This is a genomic window from Robertkochia sediminum (assembly GCF_016786255.1).
Lineage (GTDB): Bacteria > Bacteroidota > Bacteroidia > Flavobacteriales > Flavobacteriaceae > Robertkochia > Robertkochia sediminum.
Genome location: NZ_JADMKT010000080.1, coordinates 8796 through 31055, shown reverse-complemented (window position 1 = coordinate 31055; position 22260 = coordinate 8796). Strand labels below are relative to the sequence as shown.

The following is a 22260-nucleotide window of genomic DNA, read 5'->3' as shown; positions in this document are numbered from 1 at the left end:
AAAAAGTTTCCATCGTTTTACATTTATTTAACATCTCACCCATAGAGTAAGGAATGACGATTTGTGGTATTTTAGCTGAAAAATTGTTTTCATGTTAAGTATCGAGGCCTACCGCCAGGCATTTATCTCCTATCTGGAATCGCGAACCACCAAAAGAGAACCTGTTAACCTATACGAACCCATGAACTATATCATGGGCTTGGGTGGAAAGCGTTTACGCCCCACCCTTACCCTGGTGACTGCCGATCTTTTTGGAGGCGACCATAAGGATGCTTTAGACGCTGCACTTGCGGTAGAGATCTTTCACAATTTTTCTCTGGTACATGACGACATTATGGACGACGCTCCGCTTCGCAGGGGTAAGGAAACCGTTCATGAAAAGTGGGACATCAACACCGGGATCCTTTCCGGTGATGCCATGCTTATTCTCGCCTATCAATTATTCGAAAACTACGAACCTGCTACCTTTCGCGAGTTGGCAAAGCTCTTTAGCAAAACGGCTATTGAGGTTTGTGAAGGACAACAATACGATGTAGACTTTGAGAATCGCGATGATGTTAGTATAGACGAGTACCTGAAAATGATCACCTATAAAACAGCGGTGCTCCTGGGAGCCAGTCTTAAAATGGGTGCTATCATTGCAGGTGCTTCAGAAGAAGACGCCAATGGCATTTATGATTTCGGGATCAACCTGGGTATCGCCTTCCAGATCATGGACGACTACCTCGACGTATTTGGAGACCAGGAAAGTTTTGGTAAGCAGGTTGGTGGAGATATCATGGAGAACAAGAAAACCTATATCTATTTGCGTACGCTCGAGCGTCTTGACCCCGAAGATGCCCGTCAATTAGAGCATCTGTATTCTGTTTACCCTAAAGATCCTTCAGATAAGGTGAGATCGGTGATGGAGCTCATGGTGTCCAGCGGCGCCAAGGACATCACCCTGGAGGCTATTGAAAGCTACACCAACAAGGCATTGAATACGCTTGATCATATGGCTATTTCTGATTCGGGCAAGGATCTCCTACGCGCCTTCGCTATGGGGTTAATGCGACGCACCACTTAATACCTTCCCCACAATACGAAGCAGATGTTTCAGGAACAGCCATTGCGGCATGGTAGCAATGATGCGCAGTTCTTCTAACGGCCGGGTTTGATCATCAAGGAATTTGAAGATCTGTTCGGGTTTATTCTTCTGAAAGAGGCGACCGAACAATTCTGCTCCCCGCTCATTGTGTTGATAAAGCACTTCAAGAAAAATGCGGTCATAGAGATCAAAACGCGAGGTGCCCTTGAACTTTCGGAGGTCCTGATCACTTTTCAGAAAGGCTGCAAGCGCGCTCGCTCTTCTCAGGGCGCGATAAAAGGTATACCCGGTACTGGGTTTTGTCCACCCCCCTGCAGTCCCTATATACATCATATTCCCGGTATTCGCCTTATGAAACGGATAAGAGCTCATAGGAATATTACCGGCCTCTTTTTCCACGACCTCATATTCGGTTACCCCGAGTTGACTTAAATACTGTTTTATGGCTTCCTCGTATTCCCTCGGCTCCAGGACTTCTGCCGAAAAGAGCGTATACTCCAACAGGGCTCTGTTCGCGCTTTGGGGTAAGAGATACATAAAACGGGTATTCCCTTTCTGAGGTACCGAAAAATCCATCAGGGTTACCCGGCGGGTATTGAATACGGGCTCTTTGGTTTTTACGAACCATCCTATAAAATGCTGCTGCAATAAAGGATAGGTAGCATTGCCCTTAATTACGCTAAGATCCCGAACGCTATTAAAGACCTTTTTGGCTGTGATCTCCTTATCGCCAAGTACAACAGCTACATGACTATCCAAATCCCGGAGATCAAGCACCTCGTCTCTGAGCAATTCGACGTTGGTGGCCGCTTTGATCTTTTGGTGTATGGCTGTATAGAAATAGGCGCTACGCAGCTTCTTGTAGCGATAGGGCGTCATGGAAAAGGCCATATCACCCTGTACGCTCTTCACCTCTGCTTCGTCCCAGGTGGCACAAAGCAGGTCGTCATAGGGGCCTTCACCTATCTCCCAAAAACACCAGGTACGGTCGTTGACGGTCTTTTCTTCCTTTTCAATGATCAGGATACGATGGCCGCTGTAGAACGGATCGGTCATGAGCTGGTCTGCCAGCAGCAGTCCGGAGGCCCCGCCCCCAACGATCACCAGGTCATAATTAGCATTTACGGTAGGTTTTTTCACGCCTTGAAGATAAAAAAATAAAACCCATCTGCAGCCTTTTGTCCGTCATCAACCTAGTTAAGATCATACCTCAGTCCGAAAAAAGTGCGTATCCCCTGGTTCGAAGCATACACATACGAAGGATCAAAGGTGAGGGCATAAGGATTATCGGGAGTTGGCAAGGCGTTCCCCGCATTATCAAAGGTCACATTTTTATCGAAGGGATCATTAGCCCGGGCTATAAGGAAGGGAACGTCCTGATCGGGAGTCCAGTTTAAGAGGTTCTTTACCCCGGCATAGAGCTCGATACCTTTAAAGCCTTTGTAGGTAAACTGAATATTCTGCAAGCTGTACCATGGCGACTCCGGTGATCTCGGATCGAGATCACTTAGCAATGGCAGGCGCATAGGGCCGTATACATTTCCGGTATAGTCGATATCGAGATCCCAGAAAGGCACGCTATAGCTAAGTCCCCAGGTCCCTGTAAACCTTTCGGTAAGCACAGGCCGAAAACGCTCGCCATCTTCTACATTGTGCACATCCATTACACTGGCACCCGCGGTGAGCTTCCAGCCACTTCTCAGCATGACATCGGCATTAATACTCATTCCGGCAGACACCCCATACCCATCCAGGTTACTATAAAGGATCTTATCGGGTTCTGTATCGTAATCGGGAAGGATCACATTACTAAAGCGTGTATACCATGTAGAAAGATCGAGACCTATAAAATGCCCTTTGGAAGTGTAGATCTTCTTGAGGTAATTGAGATTCACGTTCCACGAACGCTCGGGCTGAAGATCTTCTGTGATCACCACATCACGGGCGCCGGTGAGGGAGGCATGGTCTTCGGTAAACAGATTCACCACCCTAAATCCGGTGCCGGCATTAAACCTCAGGATATCATTATCGGTTACCGACCACTTGAACGCTGTTCGGGGTGTAAAAATAGTCCCGTGTCTTTTATCGTAATCCAGGCGGGCTCCCACCAGCCATTTCATTTTTTTATTCAAGGTCATTTCATCCTGCACAAAAATCCCGGGGATAAACACCTCATCGGGGGCGTCGCCGGCATCGTTGGCCGTGGCAGGGGTATCGTCGTTATAATAGGTATATCGCAACGCTGTTCCTACCAGCATTCCGTGCATGCCCAGATCGCGGTTCCAGGTAAGCTGCGAAAATCCGTTGCGTTGGGTAGCCAGGTAAGGCGTATCACCATAGACCGAATTCTGATCGTGGTCGGTATAGGAGAAATTGAGCATCACGGGTTCTGCAAAGGGCAGTTCGTAATTTCCCATGACCTCAAAACGGCGGGTATAGATACTTTCTCCATAAACCTCTGTACCCCCGCGGAATTCAGGAGTCCATTGCATTTCCCCTCCCCAGCGGTCTTCATAGAAAAATCTTCCGGCGAGATCGAAAGCCTTTCCGGAAGCCCTTTTAAAGTTCCATTTCTGAAATACCGAAACCCGGTGTTGCAGGGTGAGATCGGTAAAATTATCTCCGTTATTATCTACAGGCGTATCGTAGTTAAAATAATTAACTCCGGTGAGCACATCGGCCACCTTACCAACCCCGGTCTTAAATCCGAGATCTACGTTCCACTCTCCCCAATCGCTGTAAAAACTGTCGAAGCTCAAGGTGTTCACCAGTTCGGCATCTTTGGTGATCACATTGATCAATCCGCCCACGGCCTGACTCCCGTAAATAGAAGAAGCGGGCCCCTTAACGATCTCAATACGATCTACCAGGGAATTCGGGATCCCTGAGAGTCCGTAAACACTCGCCAGACCACCCACCAAGGGCATGCCGTCAATCAATACCAGCGTGTACGGCCCTTCGAGTCCGTTAATATGAATATCGCCGGTATTACACACATTGCAATTTACCTGCGGTCGCACGCCGTTAACCATTTGGAGGGCATCAAAAATATTGGCAGAAGGATTCTTCTTAAAGAAGGTAGGCTGATAGACTTCAACCGGCACAGGAGTTTCCATCCTGCTCACCGGCCTGAGTGTCCCTGAAACCACGACCTCATCGAGGCTTTCCATGGGCTGCATCATCACTTGAACCACATTTTGCCCCTCACCTATGCGCACTCTTTTCCTGTAGGTGGTGTATCCGGTAAAAGAAACTACGAGAGTGAGCCTCCCTTTAGGAATGCCAGTGAGCACCGCCACACCATCATTTCCGGTAGGCGCTCCCTTTTCCAATTCTTCTAACCAGACATTGGCGTAGGGTAATGCACCCTGGGCATCCACCACCTCAACACGCAACTCCTGCCCCTGTAACACATTTATAAACAGCATTAACAAACAACCCCTTAGCACATCTTTCATAGTTTGGTGAAATATATTTTTAGACAAAGCTAAAAATTTGTTTTTACAGTTAAAAATGTAATTTTGCTAAACAATCGAATAAAGATCTTACCGGGGAGAAAGTGATCCTAGGGTATTTACCCGATCAACACCCCCCGATCAAATAAAATACAGCACTATGTTTAACAGCATCATTGAATTCTTTAAGGGACTTGATCCCGTAGTCGGGGCCCTTATTGCCACCACCTTTACCTGGGTAGTTACCGCTTTGGGAGCTTCTGTGGTCTTCTTTTTCAAGACCATGAAGCGCAGTGTTCTCGATGGAATGCTCGGATTTACGGGAGGGGTTATGGTTGCTGCGAGTTTCTGGAGTTTATTGGCGCCTGCTATTGAAATGAGTGAAGGGGAAGGTTTCGAAAAGACCATTCCTGCGGTTGTAGGGTTTGGCTTGGGGGCGTTATTCCTCTTTGTGCTGGATAAGTTCTTACCCCACCTTCATATTAATTTCAAGCCCAGCGAAAAGGAAGGGGTAGAAACCAAGCTACACAAAACCACCTTATTGGTACTGGCCATAACCTTGCACAACATTCCGGAAGGTCTTGCTGTGGGGGTATTGTTCGGTGGTGTTGCTGCCGGTATTCCCGAGGCCTCTATTGCAGGGGCTGTGATCCTGGCGATCGGGATCGGGATCCAGAACTTTCCTGAAGGGATCGCCGTTTCCATGCCATTACGCCGGCAGGGGGTTAGTCGTAAAAAGAGTTTTTGGTACGGACAGCTTTCTGCTATAGTAGAGCCTGTAGCCGGTGTTACCGGAGCACTGGCGGTGAGTTTCTTCACCCCTATTCTTCCTTATGCCCTGGCCTTTGCTGCCGGAGCCATGATCTTTGTAGTGGTCGAGGAAGTAATTCCGGAAACCCAGCAAGACAAATACACCGACATTGCCACCCTCGGATTTATGGGTGGATTCATGGTGATGATGACCCTTGATGTTGCCCTGGGATAAAAAAAAGGAAATTGCTACCCAAATTACAATAAGCGGAGTTACTTGATGATCGCTAAATCAAAATTAATTCAAATATGAAAACTCCCAGTTAACATGGTATGCATGTTTTTAGTGGTATTCTTCTCTGCTGTAATGTCCCGGATAACAATTTCCGATATGTTCATGCCAGTAATGGCGACTAATTACCTTCTTTTATATAGCTCCACCCTTGTTGTTGTTTCAGCGCCAATTCCATAATGGCGTCCGGAACAGTCTCTATTCCCGGAAGAAGCATTTCTTCTTTTATTCCTTTTCGTTTCATGGTCCCCTGACAGAGGTACACATGCACATTATCTCTTGCTGCCATTGCAGCGATCCTATCGCTTACGGTCGACTTTTCTTTTAGGGCCATATCTGAGGCCCCTCCATAGATCACTACCTCGAATTGCGAATTCGGGTAGTATTGCGACATCATATCTGCATGGCGCGCGGCGGCTTCCTGAACTTTTGCACTACCGCCGGTAACATCAAATACAACCTTTACCGCCTGATCCTGCGACCACAGTGTCACTGTAAGAAACAAGGCTATGATCACACTTATATACCTACTCATACTTATACGTTTAATTTCCTGCGAAAATGTAAGCACAACCGGCCTTTTGAGCTCGCTCTAAAGCCCATACTCCGGAGGGCATGATCTCTACACCCGGCAGCACCGAACTTTTCCAATCTTCATATACTTTTTCCGAATCCATCCCCAGGCCCTGGGCTACAAAACCACTATACACCTTAAGGGCGAGATCACAAACGCAGAACATGGCACCTCGCTCCTGGAGCTGTTTGATCCCCTGGATCCCGGCAACGGGGAAATCACCGTCTTCAGGCTCATACACTACATTTCGCAATGCGGGAGCACCGGCGAGATTGTCGTTAACCTCGAAAAATTCGCCAAACTTGTACTTATTCCACATATCATCACTAAGAGCAAAAGGAATAGCGCTATGACGCAACACGCAAACGGCGGTCATATCTTCATCAGGAGTTTCGGTCATATTATTGGTCATGTAAAACACATAGGTCCATGCCACCGGAAGGCCATCATGAGGTGTAGATCCGTCGTAAACCACCCTGTGGCTTCCTTTGATCTTCTTAAACCATTGATCTGATTCGTTCAGCGCTGCGGCTTCGATCTTGAGTGCCTCTGCTGCCATTGCTGTATTCGCAAAAACTGATAATCCGGAGGCGGTAACCCCCATGGCCAGCGTACTCAGAAAGGTTCTTCGATTATTGGTCGGTCGCTTTTCCATTACTGCTTGTATTGGTTGGTGTGTATAGCAATAGGAAAAGCGTCGGGAGATGAAAGCCTTCAAAGTTAAACAAAATAAATTGTTATTTCATTGGTTTTCAGAGCTTTAAAATAAATAATCATTCTCTTAAACCTTGAAATACCGATCCTAAAAGACAAAAAAAACCGGAATACATTATGCATTCCGGCGATTGAATACGGTTATGTTCCTTTTAAGGATTGGCAGAAGACGTATGGTCACTTACTATGCGCCAACCTTCGTCAAATTTTTTCCACACCAGGGTAAAATATCCGCTCAGGGTTTCATCACTTCGGTCGAGGATAAACTTCCCCAGCACCTGGGCAACTCCCGGACCTACCTGTTGCATTCTAATGATCTCAAAGCGCAACTGCCCCATGGCAGCGGCGTCGGGATAATTCTTCAGGTAGCGATCCCTGGTCGCCTCCCAACCCGAAACCACACCCCCGGAACCAACGAATACCAGTTGATCAGATTTCCAATACCCTTCCATAAACGCGGGTATATCGGCACGGTTCCAGGCTTCTTCCTGCTCCTGCAGCACGGTATGTATGGCATCCCTGTTGGCATCCGAAAGGGTATCCTGGGCCGATACCGGCACCGCTACTAAAACGATCAACAAGAGGGTGAGGGTCTTAAATTTCATATGTTTTTGTGTTTTTAGGTTCATTCTAATAATTGCATGCTTTGTTCTACGGTATACAAGCTCGGCCATTCCTGGGCTTCGATATCGTCAAAGACCTTGTGAATACGCTGCCTGAACTGATCCAGCAAACCGTGTACCAGGGTGTACTTCAGGGCCTCATCGAACGAGCGCGCCATCGACTTATAAAAAGCCTCCTGCTTCACCTGCTTTTCGGCATTAAAGGTGGTGGCGATCTCCAGGTTATACCACATGACATCGGCCACTTGCAGCGGATTCACCCCAAGGGTCAGGAAGTGCTTGATATACTTCTGGGCGACAGAACGCCGTGCCCTGGGCTTGCGTCTTTTTACCGGAAAGTATTCGTTTGCGATCTTTTCCTTGCATTCCCTTACCAGCTTATCCTCTTTCGGATTAAAAACAAAGTCGTAATAGACCTTGACATCCTTAAAGGTGGTATAGAGCTCCATGATCTGTTCACGCAGCTGCTCTTCATTTAGGGTTTCCAGGTATTTTTTTAACGATCGCTTCGACATCCTATCTTATTTATCGTTTTTAAATCCTTCCGGACGCTTCCACCTTACGGGAGCTTTCGGCTCAGGCAAGAGTTCGAATGCTTCGGTTTCGAGCAATTTGAGTGCTTCCTGAACGCCACGCTCCAACTGCGGATCTCTGCCTTCCAGCAATGCTGACGGTTCCTGGATCACTTCGATATCGGGAGCCACTCCTTCGCCCTCTACGGCCCATTCACCTTTTACGTCATAGAATCCGCCTCGTGGTGCCACCATGCGCCCACCATCAATAAAACGCGGGGTATCCCACGTTCCTACGAGTCCGCCCCAGGTACGTGTTCCCACCAGAGGTCCTAACTTCGCTTCGCGGAACATATAGGGCAAAAGGTCACCACCGGAACCTGCACGCTCGTTAATAAGCATCACCTTAGGCCCCCAGATCCCCGCCATTGGCGTGGTCCACGGACGGTGGTCACCGGTCTTACTGTTGAAGTATCCAAAATGCTGACGTGACATAATATCGATCATATAATCGGCAGCAGAACCACCACCGTTATTACGTTCATCAATAACAACCCCTTTTTTATCCTGCTGGGCAAAGTAATAGCGATTAAAACTGGTAAAGCCCTGACCGGAAGTATTTGGCACGTAGACATAGGCCAATTTACCTCCCGAAAGTTCATCAACCTTTCTGCGGTTGGCCTCCACCCATGCTACCGACCTCAGTTGGCGCTCACTGCTCACGGGTTTTACCGTTACGCTTCTTTTATCACTGCCATCGGACTTACTACCCACTTCCAGGGTCACCAATTCGCCGGCAGTTTGTTCGAATAAGCTGTACGGATTAACACCGGTATCGAGGGTTCTCCCGTTCACACTAAAGATATAATCACCCTCACTCACCTTTAATCCTGGTACCGAAAGTGGCGCTTCCAATCCCGGGTTCCACATTTCCCCACTATAGATCTTCCCAATGCGATAGTGACCGTTAGCCACCTCCAGGTCGGCACCTAGCAATCCTACGGGAACACGGTCGAGATCCGGCATATCACCGCCCGAAACGTAGGAGTGCCCAATAGACACCTCCCCACTCATGATATCGACCACATAATTCAGGTCGGTACGGTGACGCACATGATCGATCCAGGGAGCATACCATTCGTAAACGGCATCCCACGGAGCTCCATGCACATTATCAACATAGAGAAAATCACGCATAAAGCGCCATCCTTCTTTAAAGATCTGATGATACTCTTCTTTTGGATCTACCTTAATGCTTTTATTAAAGTCGAGGGCCGCCTCCTTATCGTTCTTTGTGTTTCCTTTACTATTGTAGATGGCCCATTTACCACCCTGGCGCATAAGCACCTTTTTGCGGTCGGCCGTTACCCGCATAAAATTGACACCCTCTGCAAAGTCTTCCAATTCTTCTTCATCGACCTTGTAGTGATGCACCTTATAGCCACGGGCACCTTCTATCTCTTCAGCCAATAGCAACTGCAGGTCTTCCCCGGCTTCAAGGGAGGTATAAGCGGCCGTTTCCGGTTTTAACGGAATAATACGCTGCCACAATCCTTCAGCATCAATAACCACCTTAACGGTTGCCTCGGTCTTATCTTCGTCTTTTTTCTTTTTCTTCTTCTTCGAATCCTCCTTTTCAGCAGGCTTAGTTACGGTCTCATCATCCGATCGCAAGGGAACAGGTGATGCGTCTTCTGCAGAAAGCACAAGACAATACAGGTTTCTGCTTACCGACGGATCGTAGGAACTCATATCCAACCATCCGCTATTGAGTCCGTAATCGGTACTCCCCAGAAAATACAGGTATTTCCCATTGGCATCCCACACGGGCGAAATACAATCGGCCATCCCATCGGTGAGCTGAAGCACCTTACCAGTATCTGTATGATAGGCAAAAACCGCCTTAAAATGACTCTCCAGCTGCTTTACGTAGGTGATCCATTTTCCGTCCGGAGACCATACAGGATTCATCGTTCTGTTGGGATGCGCATAGCGATCGGCATCGATGGTCTTTGCCGTTCCGGCAGTCACGTCGGCCAGCCATACCCGGTAATCGGTATCGGTAAAGGCAATGTGCTTACCTCCCGGGGCCCAGGCGGGCTCAAAATAAAAGGTAGGTTTCGGAATATCGATATGCTTTTTTACCACTCCGTACTGGTCGGCAATAACCAGGCGGTATTCGCCGCTGGCATCAGAGAACCATGCGACCTCATCACCTTCGGGAGACCACACCGGAGACCGATCGGCCACTCCGGGAGAATTGGTAAGATTACGCATACTCCCGTGTTCCCTGGGAACGGTAACCACCTCTCCGCGGTATTCAAAGATCCCGCGTTGCCCTGTAGGAGACACATTTCCTGTTCCTATAGCTGCAGCACTGATCTCTTCCCACCGGGGACGTGAAAAGCTCATATCTCCGTTTACATGCACTTCGAGTTGGGTGGTGTTTCCGCCTTCAACATCCAAAAGATGAAGGTACCCTCCCTGCTCGTAAACAATCCCATCCGGACTCGCATCAAGGCTTTTTACATCGAATTTCTTATGAAAGGTATGTTGTTGTTCTGTCATTGTTTGAGGATCGTAAGACCAGATATTGGCCGCCAGGTCACGTTCAGAAATATAGAACACCTTCCCCTGGTACCATACCGGATCCAAATGGCGCTCGCCGGTTTTTTGCGGTGTCCTGGTAAGCGCCTTGGTCTTCATATCGAGTATCCATACCGGCATTGCTTGTCCGCCGCGATAATTACGCCATTCAGGATCCCAGAAGGTTATGGGCGTGTAAGCGGCCATTGCACCATCGGGAGATAATTCCCCAAAGGCTGCTCGCGGAATATCGAGTGCTTCCGGCATACCTCCGGAAATACCCACAGCATAAAATCGGTTGAGGCGAGTGGGTACGCCCTCCCTTGAAGAGCGAAACATCACCTTTCCGTCAGGAGTCCATCCCTGGACAAAATCCCCCCCGGGATGCCAGGTGAGCCGTTGCGGACTCCCTCCCTCGGAAGGGATCACATACACATCGGTATTCCCGCCGTATTCTGCCGTAAACGCGATATGTTTACCGTCGGGTGAAAAATGCGGAAGGGATTCATACCCTGCATCTGAGGTAAGACGCACAGCCTCCCCTCCCTGTTTATTGACCTTCCAAAGGTCATTGGCGTAAACAAAAACGATCTGGTCGCCGAACATCGCAGGCTGACGTAACAAACGTGTTCCCTGTGCATAGCCGGCAGTGCCCGCCAATAACAGGCAAAGCGATAATAAAATTCTCATGAAACGTATTTGATATGGTTATTACGAGAAGTAAAGTACGAAAATGAAGGCAAGGCGCAAAAGGCAGGGAGGGCGCTATTCTGCGCTGAGGGTATTTTTAGTGGCAACCGCAATCGCCCTGACCGCAACCAGCCGACTTTTTCTTTCCGAAGATCTTGTATTTGGCAGGAAGGAGGAATTTATTCACCAGGTAGACCGTTGCAATGGCGATCGTAACAATAACGAGTATGTTTTGGATCAAAGTGTTCATAGTGCAAAGATAGGGAAATGTGGGAATAGGGAATAGGGAATAGGGAATCAGGGAATAGGGAATGGGGAATAAAGTTATGCAGTTACGCAGTGACACAGTGAAGAGGGTATGCGGGTATGCGCGTATGCGGGTATGCGGGTATGCGGGTATGCGGGTATGCGGGTATGCGGGTATGCGGGTATGCGGGTATGCGGGTATGCGGGTATGCAAATGAATAAAATAATTGGAAATTTGAACTTTTGGAATTTATGATTAGAGTAATTAAAGAAAGTACGAACCAATTCGGGTGAAAAGATCTATTAAAAAGAAAAGCAACCCGTAAGACCGGAAGTACCCTCCGGATGCGTGGTTCTCGAATTTTCCGGAATTACCGGCTCCCGATGTCCCTACTTCCCGATCTACCTAAAACGTCTTATTACGCACCAGGGGTTTCGCTTTAAACGCGATGTAAAGCACATAGGCCAGGGGCAACAACAAAAAGAACATCGCATAACGCAGGGAGATCAACGACCCCAGGGCACCAACGATAAAAGGCACAAAGGCTCCCCCGGCGATCCCGGTACAAAGGATCCCTGAGAAGGTACCGTGATATTCCTTCACCGAATTAAGGGCGAGCGAAAAGATCACCGACCACATCACAGAAATAAAGAAACCACAGGCCGGAAAGGCGATAAGCGCCAAGGAGGCATTGCCCAGCAAGGCAGCGAATAAACATACGATCGCCATGAAGGTAAAGGCCGCCAGCACCCGCTTACTATCCATTACTTTAACCATGAACAAGCCCAGTACACATCCCAGGGTAAGCATACCCCAAAATCGGGAAACGGTTAAAGCCCCTAACACTTGCGGATCGAGATTATGGTATTCCTGAAGAAATGGAGATATCCAATTACCTATACCCTGTTCGATCCCCACATAAAAAAAGATGCCGAAAAAGTAAAAGTAGGTCGCACGGCTCCTTAGCAGCGCTTTGAATCCGCCCTTATCGTCCTGCCCATTCTTCTGATTTTCCTGCAGAAATGGAGTGCCGGCCGTAATCCCCGCAAGGATAAGGGCCATGACGGCAAAAAGCACATACATCCCCACCCAACCTTCAGCCGGAGCAACCAGATCGCGCAAGACCTCCCAAAGATCTTTCGATTCGGGATCGACCATTTTCTTGTACATCAGCGGACTCAAAAAAGAGGCGCCACCAAAGACCAGCTGAGCTATAAGAGAATAGAATGCAAAGTGCTCGCTCCCCGCGGCAAGGCGAAGGAGCGGATTAATAACCACCTGCAAAACAGCCATACTGCACCCCATCGCAAAAAGCACGACTAAAAACGGGCCGTAGTCCGGAAACACAACAAACCCGGTGGCAGCTATGGCAATAGCAACAAGGGCTGCAACAACAATATGCTTAGGAGGAAACTTATCGGCGAGATAACCTGCGGGAACAGACATGACCCCATAGGCGACAAAGAAAGAAAAAGGGAGGAGTCCCGTAGCGGTAAGGCTCAGATCGTAGGTAGATCTCACTTCAGCAATAATGGCATTGAGTACATTGGTCGCAAAGGAGATGAGGAAAAAGATGAGCAGCACCAAAATGATCAAGATGACCCGCTGTTGATTTTTCTTTAGCATGAACAATATTGATTGATCAAGCCGAAAATACAACAAAGTCAGCACATTCCGCTTTTCCTAAATTACCTGACCCCTGAACTATTTTAACAATTGATAGGCGATAAAAGCTACGATATAGGCAAATGTCGACATGAAAACAAGCTGAATGATCGGCCACTTCCAGGAGTTGGTCTCTTTTTTCACCACGGCGATCGTACTCATACACTGCATGGCAAAAGCGTAAAACAGCAATAGGGACACTCCCGACGCCAGATTGAACAAAGCCTCACCCGTTATCGGATTGATCTCTGCCTGCATACGCCGCTTAATGGTTTCCTCCTCATCATTACCCACACTGTAGATGGTGGCCAGGGTTCCTACGAAAACTTCCCTCGCGGCAAACGAACTGATCACCGCAATACCGATCTTCCAATCGTAACCCAAAGGAGAAATTACCGGCTCTATGGCCTTACCCATGATCCCGATGTAAGATTCCTGTAGTTTATAGGCAGATACTTTTTGAGAAAGTTCGGCAGGCGTCAGGTCCTGCACATTTACTTGTTCGGCAACCCGTTCTTCAGCACGGTCAAAGGTATCGCCCGGGCCATTAGAAGCCAGGAACCAGAGAATGATCGAGATCGCAAGGATGATCTTACCGGCACCAAAAACAAAACTTTTGGTTTTTTCGATCACGGTGATCATTACATTCTTAAACAGGGGAAGCTTGTAATTAGGCATCTCCACCACAAAGAACGAACGGCTTTTGATCTTAAGGATCTTATTGAGCACCCATGCCGAGAATACGGCCATTCCGAAACCTAACAAGTAGAGCAACATCAGCGTGAGCCCCTGAATATTCATTCCCATAAAACGCGTATTGGGAATTACCAGGGCGATAATAATGAGATATACCGGTAGTCTTGCCGAACAGGTCGTAAATGGTGTTACCAGAATGGTGATCAAACGTTCTTTCCAATTTTCAATATTCCGGGTGGCCATCACCGCGGGAATAGCACATGCGGTTCCGGAGATCAGTGGCACCACACTCTTTCCGCTAAGTCCGAAGCGGCGCATCACACGATCCATCAAAAATACGACCCGACTCATATAACCAGTCTCTTCCAAAATAGCTATAAACAAGAATAGGAATGCGATCTGTGGAATAAAGATCACAATACCTCCGAGTCCGGGAACGATCCCTTCAGCAATAAGATTCGTGAAGGCCCCGGCAGGCATGGTCTCTTTTACCCATTCACTTATAGACGCAAAAAGTTCGTCGATAAAATCCATAGGGTAACTACTCCAATCGTAGATCGCCTGAAAGATCAACAGCATGATCATAAAAAAGATCACATACCCCCACACCTTGTGCGTTAGTATCCTGTCAAGGGTAGCTCTGAATCCGCGGGCAGCATTCACATCTACAGCATACCCTTCCTTGAGCACCCCGTTAATGAACTGGTACCGCATGATGGTCTCCTTTTGCTGCAAGCGCTTCAGGGCCGATTTTGAATGCGTTCGGAAGGAGGAGGTGTCTTCAATAAGCTGACGGTCCAGGTTTACGAAATTCACATCCTGGGTGATCACCAGCCACAACTTATAGAGATCATGACTGGGAAATGCCTTTCGCAATCCGTTGAAATACTCAGGATCTATAAGCGAAGCATTCAGGCAAGGTTCTGTAGAAATATGTCGGTAATCGCAAATGAGTACTTTGATGGTATCGATCCCCTCTCCTTTTCGCGTACTTACCACCGCGATACGCGTTTTAAGACGCTCTTCTAATAACGGAATATCAAGAGAAATACCCTTTCTGCGCATCCTGTCGGCCATATTGATCACCAGGATGGTCGGGATTCCAAGATCTTTGATCTGGGTAAAAAGCAACAGGTTGCGCTTAAGATTCTCCACGTCGGTAACCACAATGGCCACATCGGGAAAATCTTTATCCTTCTTATTGAGAAGAAGCTCAATGACCACATTTTCATCGAGGGAGGTCGCATTAAGGCTGTAAGTTCCGGGAAGGTCAAGGATATGAGCACGAACGCCACGGGGCAATTTACAGATCCCCTCCTTTTTTTCAACGGTGATACCGGGATAATTTCCCACTTTCTGATTAAGTCCGGTAAGGGCATTAAAAACAGAGGTCTTTCCGGTATTCGGATTCCCTATTAGTGCTACATTGATCTGTTTACTCATACACCTCCTTATTGGGCCAGGGGTTCGATTTCGATCTGAACTGCCGTTTCCTTGCGAATGGCCAGGAACGACCCGTTGATATTGAGATAGAGCGGATCGTTAAAGGGTGCGAACTGGATCAGCTCCACCTCATTTCCCGGAAGGCATCCCATTTCCAATAGCTTAATGGGCAGGCCATCGGTATCGACATGCTTTATAATTGCACGCTCACCTCTCTTTAAATCTGCAACGGTATACTTCAAATCTTATTTAGATTGATTTTAAAGAGTCAAAAGTAAGGAAAAGTTATGAAGTTACAAGGTCGTGGGGTTACAAGGTTATGGGGAAGTGGGGAAATGGGGAAATGGGGAAGTGGGGAAATGGGTATGTGGGTATGAGGAAAGAAGAAAGAAAAAAGAGAAAAGAATAAAGAGGGAAGGGCGAATAGGCGAATTAGCAAATGAGGAATTGGGGAATTCGGGAGGTGTCACCTCGAGTGATTGCGAAGCAATTGTATCGAGAGGCGTAAGCGGGTAAGCAAAAATAAAAACGACCGGTTAATCCTGTTCGTATTCTGATTTTAGTACTTCAAGATCTTCCATGAGTTTTTCGATATCCTCAGCCTTGGTCCCATCGTAAAATCCGCGAATGCGCTTTTCCTTATCTACCAGCACAAAATTCTCGGTATGGATCATATCAAAGGGTCCGCCATCGCCGGCATTCTTGGCTGCCAGATAGGATTTGCGCGCCAATTCATAGATATGCTTTTTGGGTCCGGTAACCAGGTTCCATTTCGCGTCGTTCACCCCTTTTTTTAAGGCGTATTCTTTAAGCTGGGGTACCGAATCGATCTCCGGAGTTACCGTATGAGAAAGCAGCAACACATCGGGGTCGTCCATGATGCGCTCCTGGATCTGCACCATATGATCGGTCATGATCGGGCAAATGGTCGGGCAGGTGGTAAAGAAGAAATCGGCTACGTAGATCTTACCGTTATAATCGTCCTGGGTAATGGTATCGCCATTCTGATTCACCAGGGTAAAAGGCGCAATAGCGTGGTATTTTCTTTTGTATTGCAGGTCTTGATCTACCAGTTCGGCATTCACCATATTAGGCTGGTATACAGGCAGCACCGGTTTCGGTTTGAGCGCGGTGTAGAACAGGTAGACGATCACCGCACTAAGCAGGGCCATCACCAAAAAGAATTTGCGGTATTTACTAAAGAAACGCAACATTGTACATCAGGGCTTTACGAATGCAAATTTAATGGAATGTTCCCTAACCACATGCTTATTCATAAAACCTTCCTAAAAAAGTCTGCTCCCAAACAATAAGATTGTGCCAAAAAGGCTGAAAAGGTTACATTTGTGGGCTAAGAATTCTAAATACGACTATGAGCCCTATTATAGTAAAGACCATTCAGCTTTTTTTAAGCTTATCCATACTCATTGTACTTCACGAACTAGGACACTTTATTCCGGCAAAGATCTTTAAGACCCGGGTAGAGAAGTTCTTCCTGTTCTTTGACGTAAAATACGCCCTGTTCAAGAAAAAGATCGGCGAGACCGTTTACGGGATCGGATGGTTACCCCTGGGAGGATACGTAAAGATCTCAGGGATGATCGATGAGAGCATGGACAAGGAGCAGATGGCTCAGCCGGCACAACCGTGGGAGTTCCGTTCCAAGCCGGCATGGCAACGTCTTATTATTATGATCGGTGGGGTTACGGTAAACCTCCTGCTCGGATTCTTCATCTACATCATGATCCTGTTCACCTGGGGAACTCCGGAAGTGCGTTCTGAAGCCTTCCCTAACGGATTTACTATAGCAGAAGAACTACAGCAATACGGATTCAGAGAAGGAGATAACATTTTGACGGTAGACGGGGAAACCCCAACCAACCTCATGGACCTCAACCGCATGCTACTCATCAGAGGCATTGAGGAGGTTGAAGTGAAGCACCTCGATGGTACTTCTGAGACCATCGCACTTCCCGATTCTTTGGGAACATACCTGTACAAAGCAGGAGCTACCAATCCGATAAACCCGAGGACTCCTTCAACACTGGACAGTGTCCCCCTCCAAATGCCGGCCGCAATGGCAGGATTGCAAGCGGGAGACAAGGTGATCTCCATCAATGGCGAAGACGCTACATGGTGGCATCAATTCACTTCGATCGTACGCAATAGTGAAGGGCCGCTGGACCTCGTATACGAGCGCAGTGGAGTTCTCGATACCGTACAGCTGGCAGCTACACCCGACAGACAGATCGGGGTATACGTGGCGAATACCTTTAATGCAGATGGATTGTCACAACGCAACTACAGTTTAGCCGAAGCCATCCCTGCCGGGATCGAATACGGCTACTGGACCCTTCACGACTATGTTGCTTCCCTGAAATTCTTGTTCACCAAGAAGGGGGCTACAGAGATCGGCGGATTCGGCACCATTGCCCAGCTATTCCCGGAGACCTGGAACTGGCAAGGCTTCTGGATGAGTACAGCTTTGATCTCCATCATCCTGGCCTTTATGAACATCCTACCTATCCCGGCACTTGACGGAGGGCATGTGATGTTCCTGCTCTATGAGATGATCAGCGGTAGAAAGCCAAGTGATAAGTTTATGGAATACGCTCAAATGGTAGGGTTCTTCATTCTTATCGGACTCTTACTTTACGCTAACGGAAACGATATTTACAGGGCGATCTTCGACTAGCCCCAGATACCATACAGGTGTATTCACCTGAAATACTAAAGCCCGCAGCAACTCATTAACAAGTTCCTGCGGGTTTTTATATACCATTATCTCACCTCCTTCTCTACCCCGTTGACCGACATCTTCTTACAGGTTATCTCAAATAAGGACCTATCCTTAATAGTTATCTCTATTTTAAAGCTTCGATTATCAGAGTCCCCTGGAGAACAGCTACTTTATCAATTTGAATGACACATACGCTTATGAGAAAAAGTCTTAAGTACCTCATTGTAATATCGGCGCTATTCTTATCTATTCCCGCCCAATCCCAATTGTTAATGGGACTCATCTTTGGTGACGACCTCAACAGTGAAAATCTGGAATTCGGACTCTCGGCAGGGATCAATTTCGCTAATTTGACCAACCTCGATGGGGTAAAAACCAAGAGCGGACTCCAACTGGGATCCTACTTTTATTATAAACCCAAAGAGATACACTCTTTACATATAGAGTTGCTGGCCTTTAACGATCACGGTACAGACAACATCCCTACCTACCAACTAAACGACACCAACCTGGATGCTGTCCTTACGGATGCAACAGTGGCGCGAACCAATAAATACATCAGTTTAAACGTGATGTATCGCTACCGGTTCATTGACCATTTTTACCTCGAAGCCGGATGGAGTGGAGGTATCCTGACCAAGGCCTTCGACCAGATCACACAGATCATTGAAGACAGGGAGATCAGCATAAGAAACGACCTGACCGACGACTTCAACCGAATTGAAACTGGCCCTATAGCTGGGGTTTCCTATAAATTCTTAAAGAGCGAAGGTGTAGCCGTTAACCTGTTTTATTACCACGGACTCACCAATACACTAAAAGGAAGTGGTATTAAAAACAGATCGCTCCGTGTTGGCGCCAGCATACCTATTGGGAAGAAGAAAAAACAGCGTAAGATGGAAGAAGAGAAGCGGCAGCAGGAGCTCCTGGAAAAAGAAGGAGACTCATGATCAACAACTTAAAAAAGGCAAAGCACCTTCGGCATACTGAAGTGGGAAAACGAAAAAATTTTAACCTTTAGAGGCGGTGCATTTTATATTATTTGGCTTATTTTTGTCGCCACCTGCAAGCATGTGTCCAGGGCCACTTTTAAAAATTATAAAAAATTAATTTTTTGTTTGGCTTAATTAAAAAAACACATATATTTGCAACCGCAAAAAAGGGATAACCCCAGTTACAGCGGGCCTCGAGAGAGGGAAAATGTAACGAAAGTTATGAAAATAACACTCCTCCTTAGCTCAGTTGGTTAGAGCATCTGACTGTTAATCAGAGGGTCCTTGGTTCGAGCCCAAGAGGGGGAGCTAGCATAAACAAAGGCGTTACAGAGATGTGACGCCTTTTGTATTTTCCATGGGTACAACATAGGTACAACATTTTTTAGCCTTTCAAAAACATCAGAGGGTCCCTTAAACTTTAACATTTTTTCAGTGAAAATCTTTATCTCCTGAAGAATCCTCAAACATCATCCTCCCATTTCTTAAAATTTCCGGAGTTGTCTTTTACTTTCATTTACCCTGAATATTTTTCTGTTATGGAAGAAGGAGAACGAATCATAAAACTACTGAGGGAGATTAAAGGGTTAATGGCGCAACAGAAAAAGATCATGACCGTTGAAGAACTTTCGGCATACACAGGCCTCTCCAAAAGCAAGATCTACAAACTCACCCACCGCAAGCTCATTCCCTGTGGAAACAACCCTCACATACGCCAGAAATACTTCGACAAGGATGTGATCGACCAATGGCTATTGGGTCATTCGGAAATTTTGGACAACCACCTGGAAGATGAATTCTTTGAGCAGCTTTTAAAACGAACCAACAACGTAAGCATCACATCATCTAAACAGGATTAATAGAAAAAGGAGACACCCTCATTTTTCTATCAAAAAAACATCTGTTTTAAGCGTTTGCAAATGGCTCTTTTAGCTGTCCCGCTATTGGGACACATAAAAGAGCCTGAAAGGTTAATGAAGCAAGGAGTTTAGAATGACATCGTAATGGTTTATATGCCTTGGTTGAGAGCAGTGCTTTTAAGGTGCTTTTATGTTTGGCTTGTTTGGGAACTGCCTAATAAAGTAATGTGACAAAAATAGCTCGTTTACCCGGCCTGGTTTGAGGGCCTTTAAACGAGCTAGAGGAAGTTTCATTTATGGTTTATACACGATGTTGTACCCCGTATTAAAATATTAGAGGTAAATTCATTCCTTCTTTTATTCCTGCGTTTTTACTATCAAACTTACCTGGTATTAACTGTACTGTATTATTTAAAATGTATTCCAGTTTCTCTTTTTGATATTCCTTTATTCTACCATTAATGGATTGAATAGCAAACTGGCCGTTCATGTCGAAATGAAATAGAATGTTTATTCTACCCTTTAATCTTCTTAACTCTTTATCCTTCTTTATTATAGATAATAAGTGTTGGCTGAATTTTGGATTAATTTTGATATTCGTGATGTAATCAAAGTTTGTTGGCTCCGTGAAAAATAAGGGGAAAACTTTTTCCTCTTTTTTAAACTGGGGTAATTCCTCCAAATCACGAATCCACATTCTTTCAGAATAACTTAATTTACCGCAATATTCAATGATCAAATTAAAGGCATCGAAAACGCCAAGCTGATATGACTTATTTAGGTGCTCACAAGCTAATTCAGATTCTTTTAGATTAAGCTCTGTAATAGCTAGATTGAAATAAGCATCTTCATGTTTCTCATCTATCTGGATTACTTTTATATAATTCTCTTTTGCTGTTTCGAAATCATTTTCTTGAAAAGCCTCATTACCTAGCTTAAAATAATCTTCCACATCTTTTGTCTGGCTGAAACTGCAAAAGTTGATCAATAAGAATAAAGTTATAATGAGGTTTTTCATAATATGGGGTACAACGGTTAGTATATGCGTAGTACGACCGTTTAGGGAGTATTATCGCATATACATTGTTGTGTGCCGTATATTCTATTGTTTCAGTTCTCAAGAATCATATTATGGATGTTCATTATTTCAATTCTTGAGGCATTGTCTCGATTTTCGTCCATTAAGTATAAACCAGAACTAAGTAAGGAATTACCATTGGGATTTAATTGTGTAGTTACAAGATTATTTTCTGTATCAATTATTAAATATTGGCCACCATATCCATCGGCCCAAATATTGTTGTTGTCGGTGTCAATTTTCCAAAGATATCCGTATGCATCTATTGGATTTTGATTAATATCATAGTCTTCATACTTAGTATAAGGTTGAGTACTTTCATTAATCCACTCTGCTGGGACAATTTGTTCTCCATTCCAGTTCCCTTTTTGAGAGACGAGCAACCCGACTTTAGCTAAATCTCTTGTACTCATAAATATCCAATAGATAGGGTAATCAGACATTGATTTGTTTGGAATTGGCCAAGGGTTGTCATAAACTATGTTAGAGCTTGAAAAATCCTGTAATTGCAAAGGCTTTGCTAAATACTCTTCCATAAATTCTCCAATAGACATATTTGTTTTTTTCTCAAGTATTGCTCCTAATACATTAAAGTCAAAATTATTATAAAGAAAGTATTCACCTGGTTTATATTGGTCTCTATTGGGCCTGTTATCTCTTGTTGTAGCCACTTCACCTTCAGCAGGTAGGTATACCCCAGATCGAGCCATCAATAAATCTCTAATGGTTGCTGTTTTTTCTTGTTCAGTTAAAGGTGTTTGGCTTTCGTCAATTCCCAAACTTTCTAAAGTCTCATTAATGTTTAGAACGCCTTTATCTACGGCAATTCCGTACAATAAATTCATTATGCTTTTCCTTATTGAACGAGTATTAATGAGTTTTTTAGTGTCTCCAAATTCATATACAATTTCTCCTTCTTTTAAACAAACAACAGTCTCTATTCTACTTGAAGAATCTTGTATGTACCTATTTATCTCATTTTCTATCTTATCTTTTAAATAGTCTGATTTGGGAAGTCCATTCCCATAGGTATTACCACCATTAAACACTCTTGGAATTAATGAATAAATTAATCCTACAATAACTATAGAAATTAGAGCATAAAGGAAAAGCTTTATTATTCTCTTCATTTGTTTTCAGTTTTATGGCACACAACGGCAGGGCTCGTATGTTTGCCCTAAGTGTTTATCGGTTAAGAATTTTCTTAAAAGTAAGATACTATATTTAGAACCACAATAATCAGATCAAAAAGAAGG

19 protein-coding genes and 1 tRNA gene are annotated in these 22260 nt (G+C 45.7%); 6 read left to right on the top strand and 14 right to left on the bottom strand.

Annotation, left to right across the window (positions count from 1 at the left end):
* Positions 1 to 91: 91 nt before the first annotated feature.
* Positions 92 to 1066, top strand: a complete 975-nt coding sequence (locus tag IS446_RS13430) for a polyprenyl synthetase family protein (RefSeq protein WP_203061273.1) — start codon at positions 92 to 94, stop codon at positions 1064 to 1066.
* Here IS446_RS13430 and IS446_RS13425 read toward each other — a convergent pair.
* Both IS446_RS13425 and IS446_RS13420 read right to left on the bottom strand, forming a co-directional pair.
* On the bottom strand, positions 1046 to 2227 hold the full coding sequence (locus tag IS446_RS13425) for a lycopene cyclase family protein (protein WP_203061272.1): 1182 nt from the start codon (positions 2225 to 2227) through the stop codon (positions 1046 to 1048). The two genes, IS446_RS13430 and IS446_RS13425, sit on opposite strands and share 21 nt — an antisense overlap.
* A 53-nt stretch (positions 2228 to 2280) precedes the next feature.
* A complete protein-coding gene (locus IS446_RS13420; protein WP_203061271.1) occupies positions 2281 to 4545 on the bottom strand; it encodes a TonB-dependent receptor in 2265 nt (754 codons plus the stop codon).
* A gap of 157 nt (positions 4546 to 4702) precedes the next feature.
* Between IS446_RS13420 and IS446_RS13415 the strand changes: the two genes are divergently transcribed.
* On the top strand, positions 4703 to 5527 hold the full coding sequence (locus IS446_RS13415; protein WP_203061270.1) for a ZIP family metal transporter: 825 nt from the start codon (positions 4703 to 4705) through the stop codon (positions 5525 to 5527).
* A gap of 178 nt (positions 5528 to 5705) precedes the next feature.
* Here the strand turns inward: IS446_RS13415 and IS446_RS13410 are convergent, their stop codons facing one another.
* From IS446_RS13410 to IS446_RS13365, 10 genes are all read right to left on the bottom strand, one after another.
* On the bottom strand, positions 5706 to 6119 hold the full coding sequence (locus IS446_RS13410) for a DsrE family protein (protein WP_203061269.1): 414 nt from the start codon (positions 6117 to 6119) through the stop codon (positions 5706 to 5708).
* Between the two features lie 10 nt (positions 6120 to 6129).
* Positions 6130 to 6813 (bottom strand): Tat (twin-arginine translocation) pathway signal sequence containing protein, encoded by a 684-nt coding sequence (locus IS446_RS13405; protein WP_203061268.1) that lies wholly within the window; start codon positions 6811 to 6813, stop codon positions 6130 to 6132.
* Positions 6814 to 7024: 211 nt separating this feature from the next.
* On the bottom strand, positions 7025 to 7477 hold the full coding sequence (locus IS446_RS13400) for a YybH family protein (protein ID WP_203061267.1): 453 nt from the start codon (positions 7475 to 7477) through the stop codon (positions 7025 to 7027).
* 20 nt (positions 7478 to 7497) lie between these two features.
* Complete coding sequence (locus IS446_RS13395) at positions 7498 to 8010, bottom strand: DUF6155 family protein (RefSeq protein ID WP_203061266.1); 513 nt, start codon at positions 8008 to 8010, stop codon at positions 7498 to 7500.
* A gap of 6 nt (positions 8011 to 8016) precedes the next feature.
* The gene (locus IS446_RS13390; RefSeq protein WP_203061265.1) at positions 8017 to 11283 is read right to left on the bottom strand and encodes a S41 family peptidase; all 3267 of its coding nucleotides are present in this window, start codon (positions 11281 to 11283) and stop codon (positions 8017 to 8019) included.
* A 97-nt stretch (positions 11284 to 11380) separates the two neighbouring features.
* Positions 11381 to 11533 carry a FeoB-associated Cys-rich membrane protein gene (locus IS446_RS13385; RefSeq protein WP_203061264.1) on the bottom strand — a complete coding sequence of 51 codons (153 nt, stop codon included), beginning with the start codon at positions 11531 to 11533 and terminating at the stop codon, positions 11381 to 11383.
* A 402-nt stretch (positions 11534 to 11935) separates the two neighbouring features.
* Positions 11936 to 13156 (bottom strand): MFS transporter, encoded by a 1221-nt coding sequence (locus IS446_RS13380; protein WP_203061263.1) that lies wholly within the window; start codon positions 13154 to 13156, stop codon positions 11936 to 11938.
* A 78-nt stretch (positions 13157 to 13234) separates the two neighbouring features.
* The gene (feoB, locus tag IS446_RS13375) at positions 13235 to 15334 is read right to left on the bottom strand and encodes a ferrous iron transport protein B (protein WP_203061262.1); all 2100 of its coding nucleotides are present in this window, start codon (positions 15332 to 15334) and stop codon (positions 13235 to 13237) included.
* An 8-nt stretch (positions 15335 to 15342) separates the two neighbouring features.
* A complete protein-coding gene (locus IS446_RS13370; protein WP_203061261.1) occupies positions 15343 to 15576 on the bottom strand; it encodes a FeoA family protein in 234 nt (77 codons plus the stop codon).
* 294 nt (positions 15577 to 15870) lie between these two features.
* Positions 15871 to 16548, bottom strand: a complete 678-nt coding sequence (locus IS446_RS13365) for an SCO family protein (protein ID WP_203061260.1) — start codon at positions 16546 to 16548, stop codon at positions 15871 to 15873.
* Positions 16549 to 16706: 158 nt separating this feature from the next.
* On the opposite strand from IS446_RS13365, the gene rseP reads away from it, so the two are divergent.
* From rseP to IS446_RS13345, 4 genes are all read left to right on the top strand, one after another.
* Complete coding sequence (rseP, locus tag IS446_RS13360; RefSeq protein WP_203061259.1) at positions 16707 to 18029, top strand: RIP metalloprotease RseP; 1323 nt, start codon at positions 16707 to 16709, stop codon at positions 18027 to 18029.
* A gap of 242 nt (positions 18030 to 18271) precedes the next feature.
* On the top strand, positions 18272 to 19024 hold the full coding sequence (locus IS446_RS13355) for an outer membrane beta-barrel protein (RefSeq protein WP_203061258.1): 753 nt from the start codon (positions 18272 to 18274) through the stop codon (positions 19022 to 19024).
* A gap of 277 nt (positions 19025 to 19301) precedes the next feature.
* Positions 19302 to 19375: transfer RNA gene (locus IS446_RS13350), tRNA-Asn, on the top strand.
* 230 nt (positions 19376 to 19605) lie between these two features.
* Positions 19606 to 19926 (top strand): helix-turn-helix transcriptional regulator, encoded by a 321-nt coding sequence (locus tag IS446_RS13345; protein WP_203061257.1) that lies wholly within the window; start codon positions 19606 to 19608, stop codon positions 19924 to 19926.
* A 325-nt stretch (positions 19927 to 20251) separates the two neighbouring features.
* Here the strand turns inward: IS446_RS13345 and IS446_RS13340 are convergent, their stop codons facing one another.
* A complete protein-coding gene (locus IS446_RS13340) occupies positions 20252 to 20944 on the bottom strand; it encodes a tetratricopeptide repeat protein (protein WP_203061256.1) in 693 nt (230 codons plus the stop codon).
* A gap of 92 nt (positions 20945 to 21036) precedes the next feature.
* The gene (locus tag IS446_RS13335; RefSeq protein WP_203061255.1) at positions 21037 to 22134 is read right to left on the bottom strand and encodes a serine hydrolase domain-containing protein; all 1098 of its coding nucleotides are present in this window, start codon (positions 22132 to 22134) and stop codon (positions 21037 to 21039) included.
* Positions 22135 to 22260 lie beyond the last annotated feature (126 nt).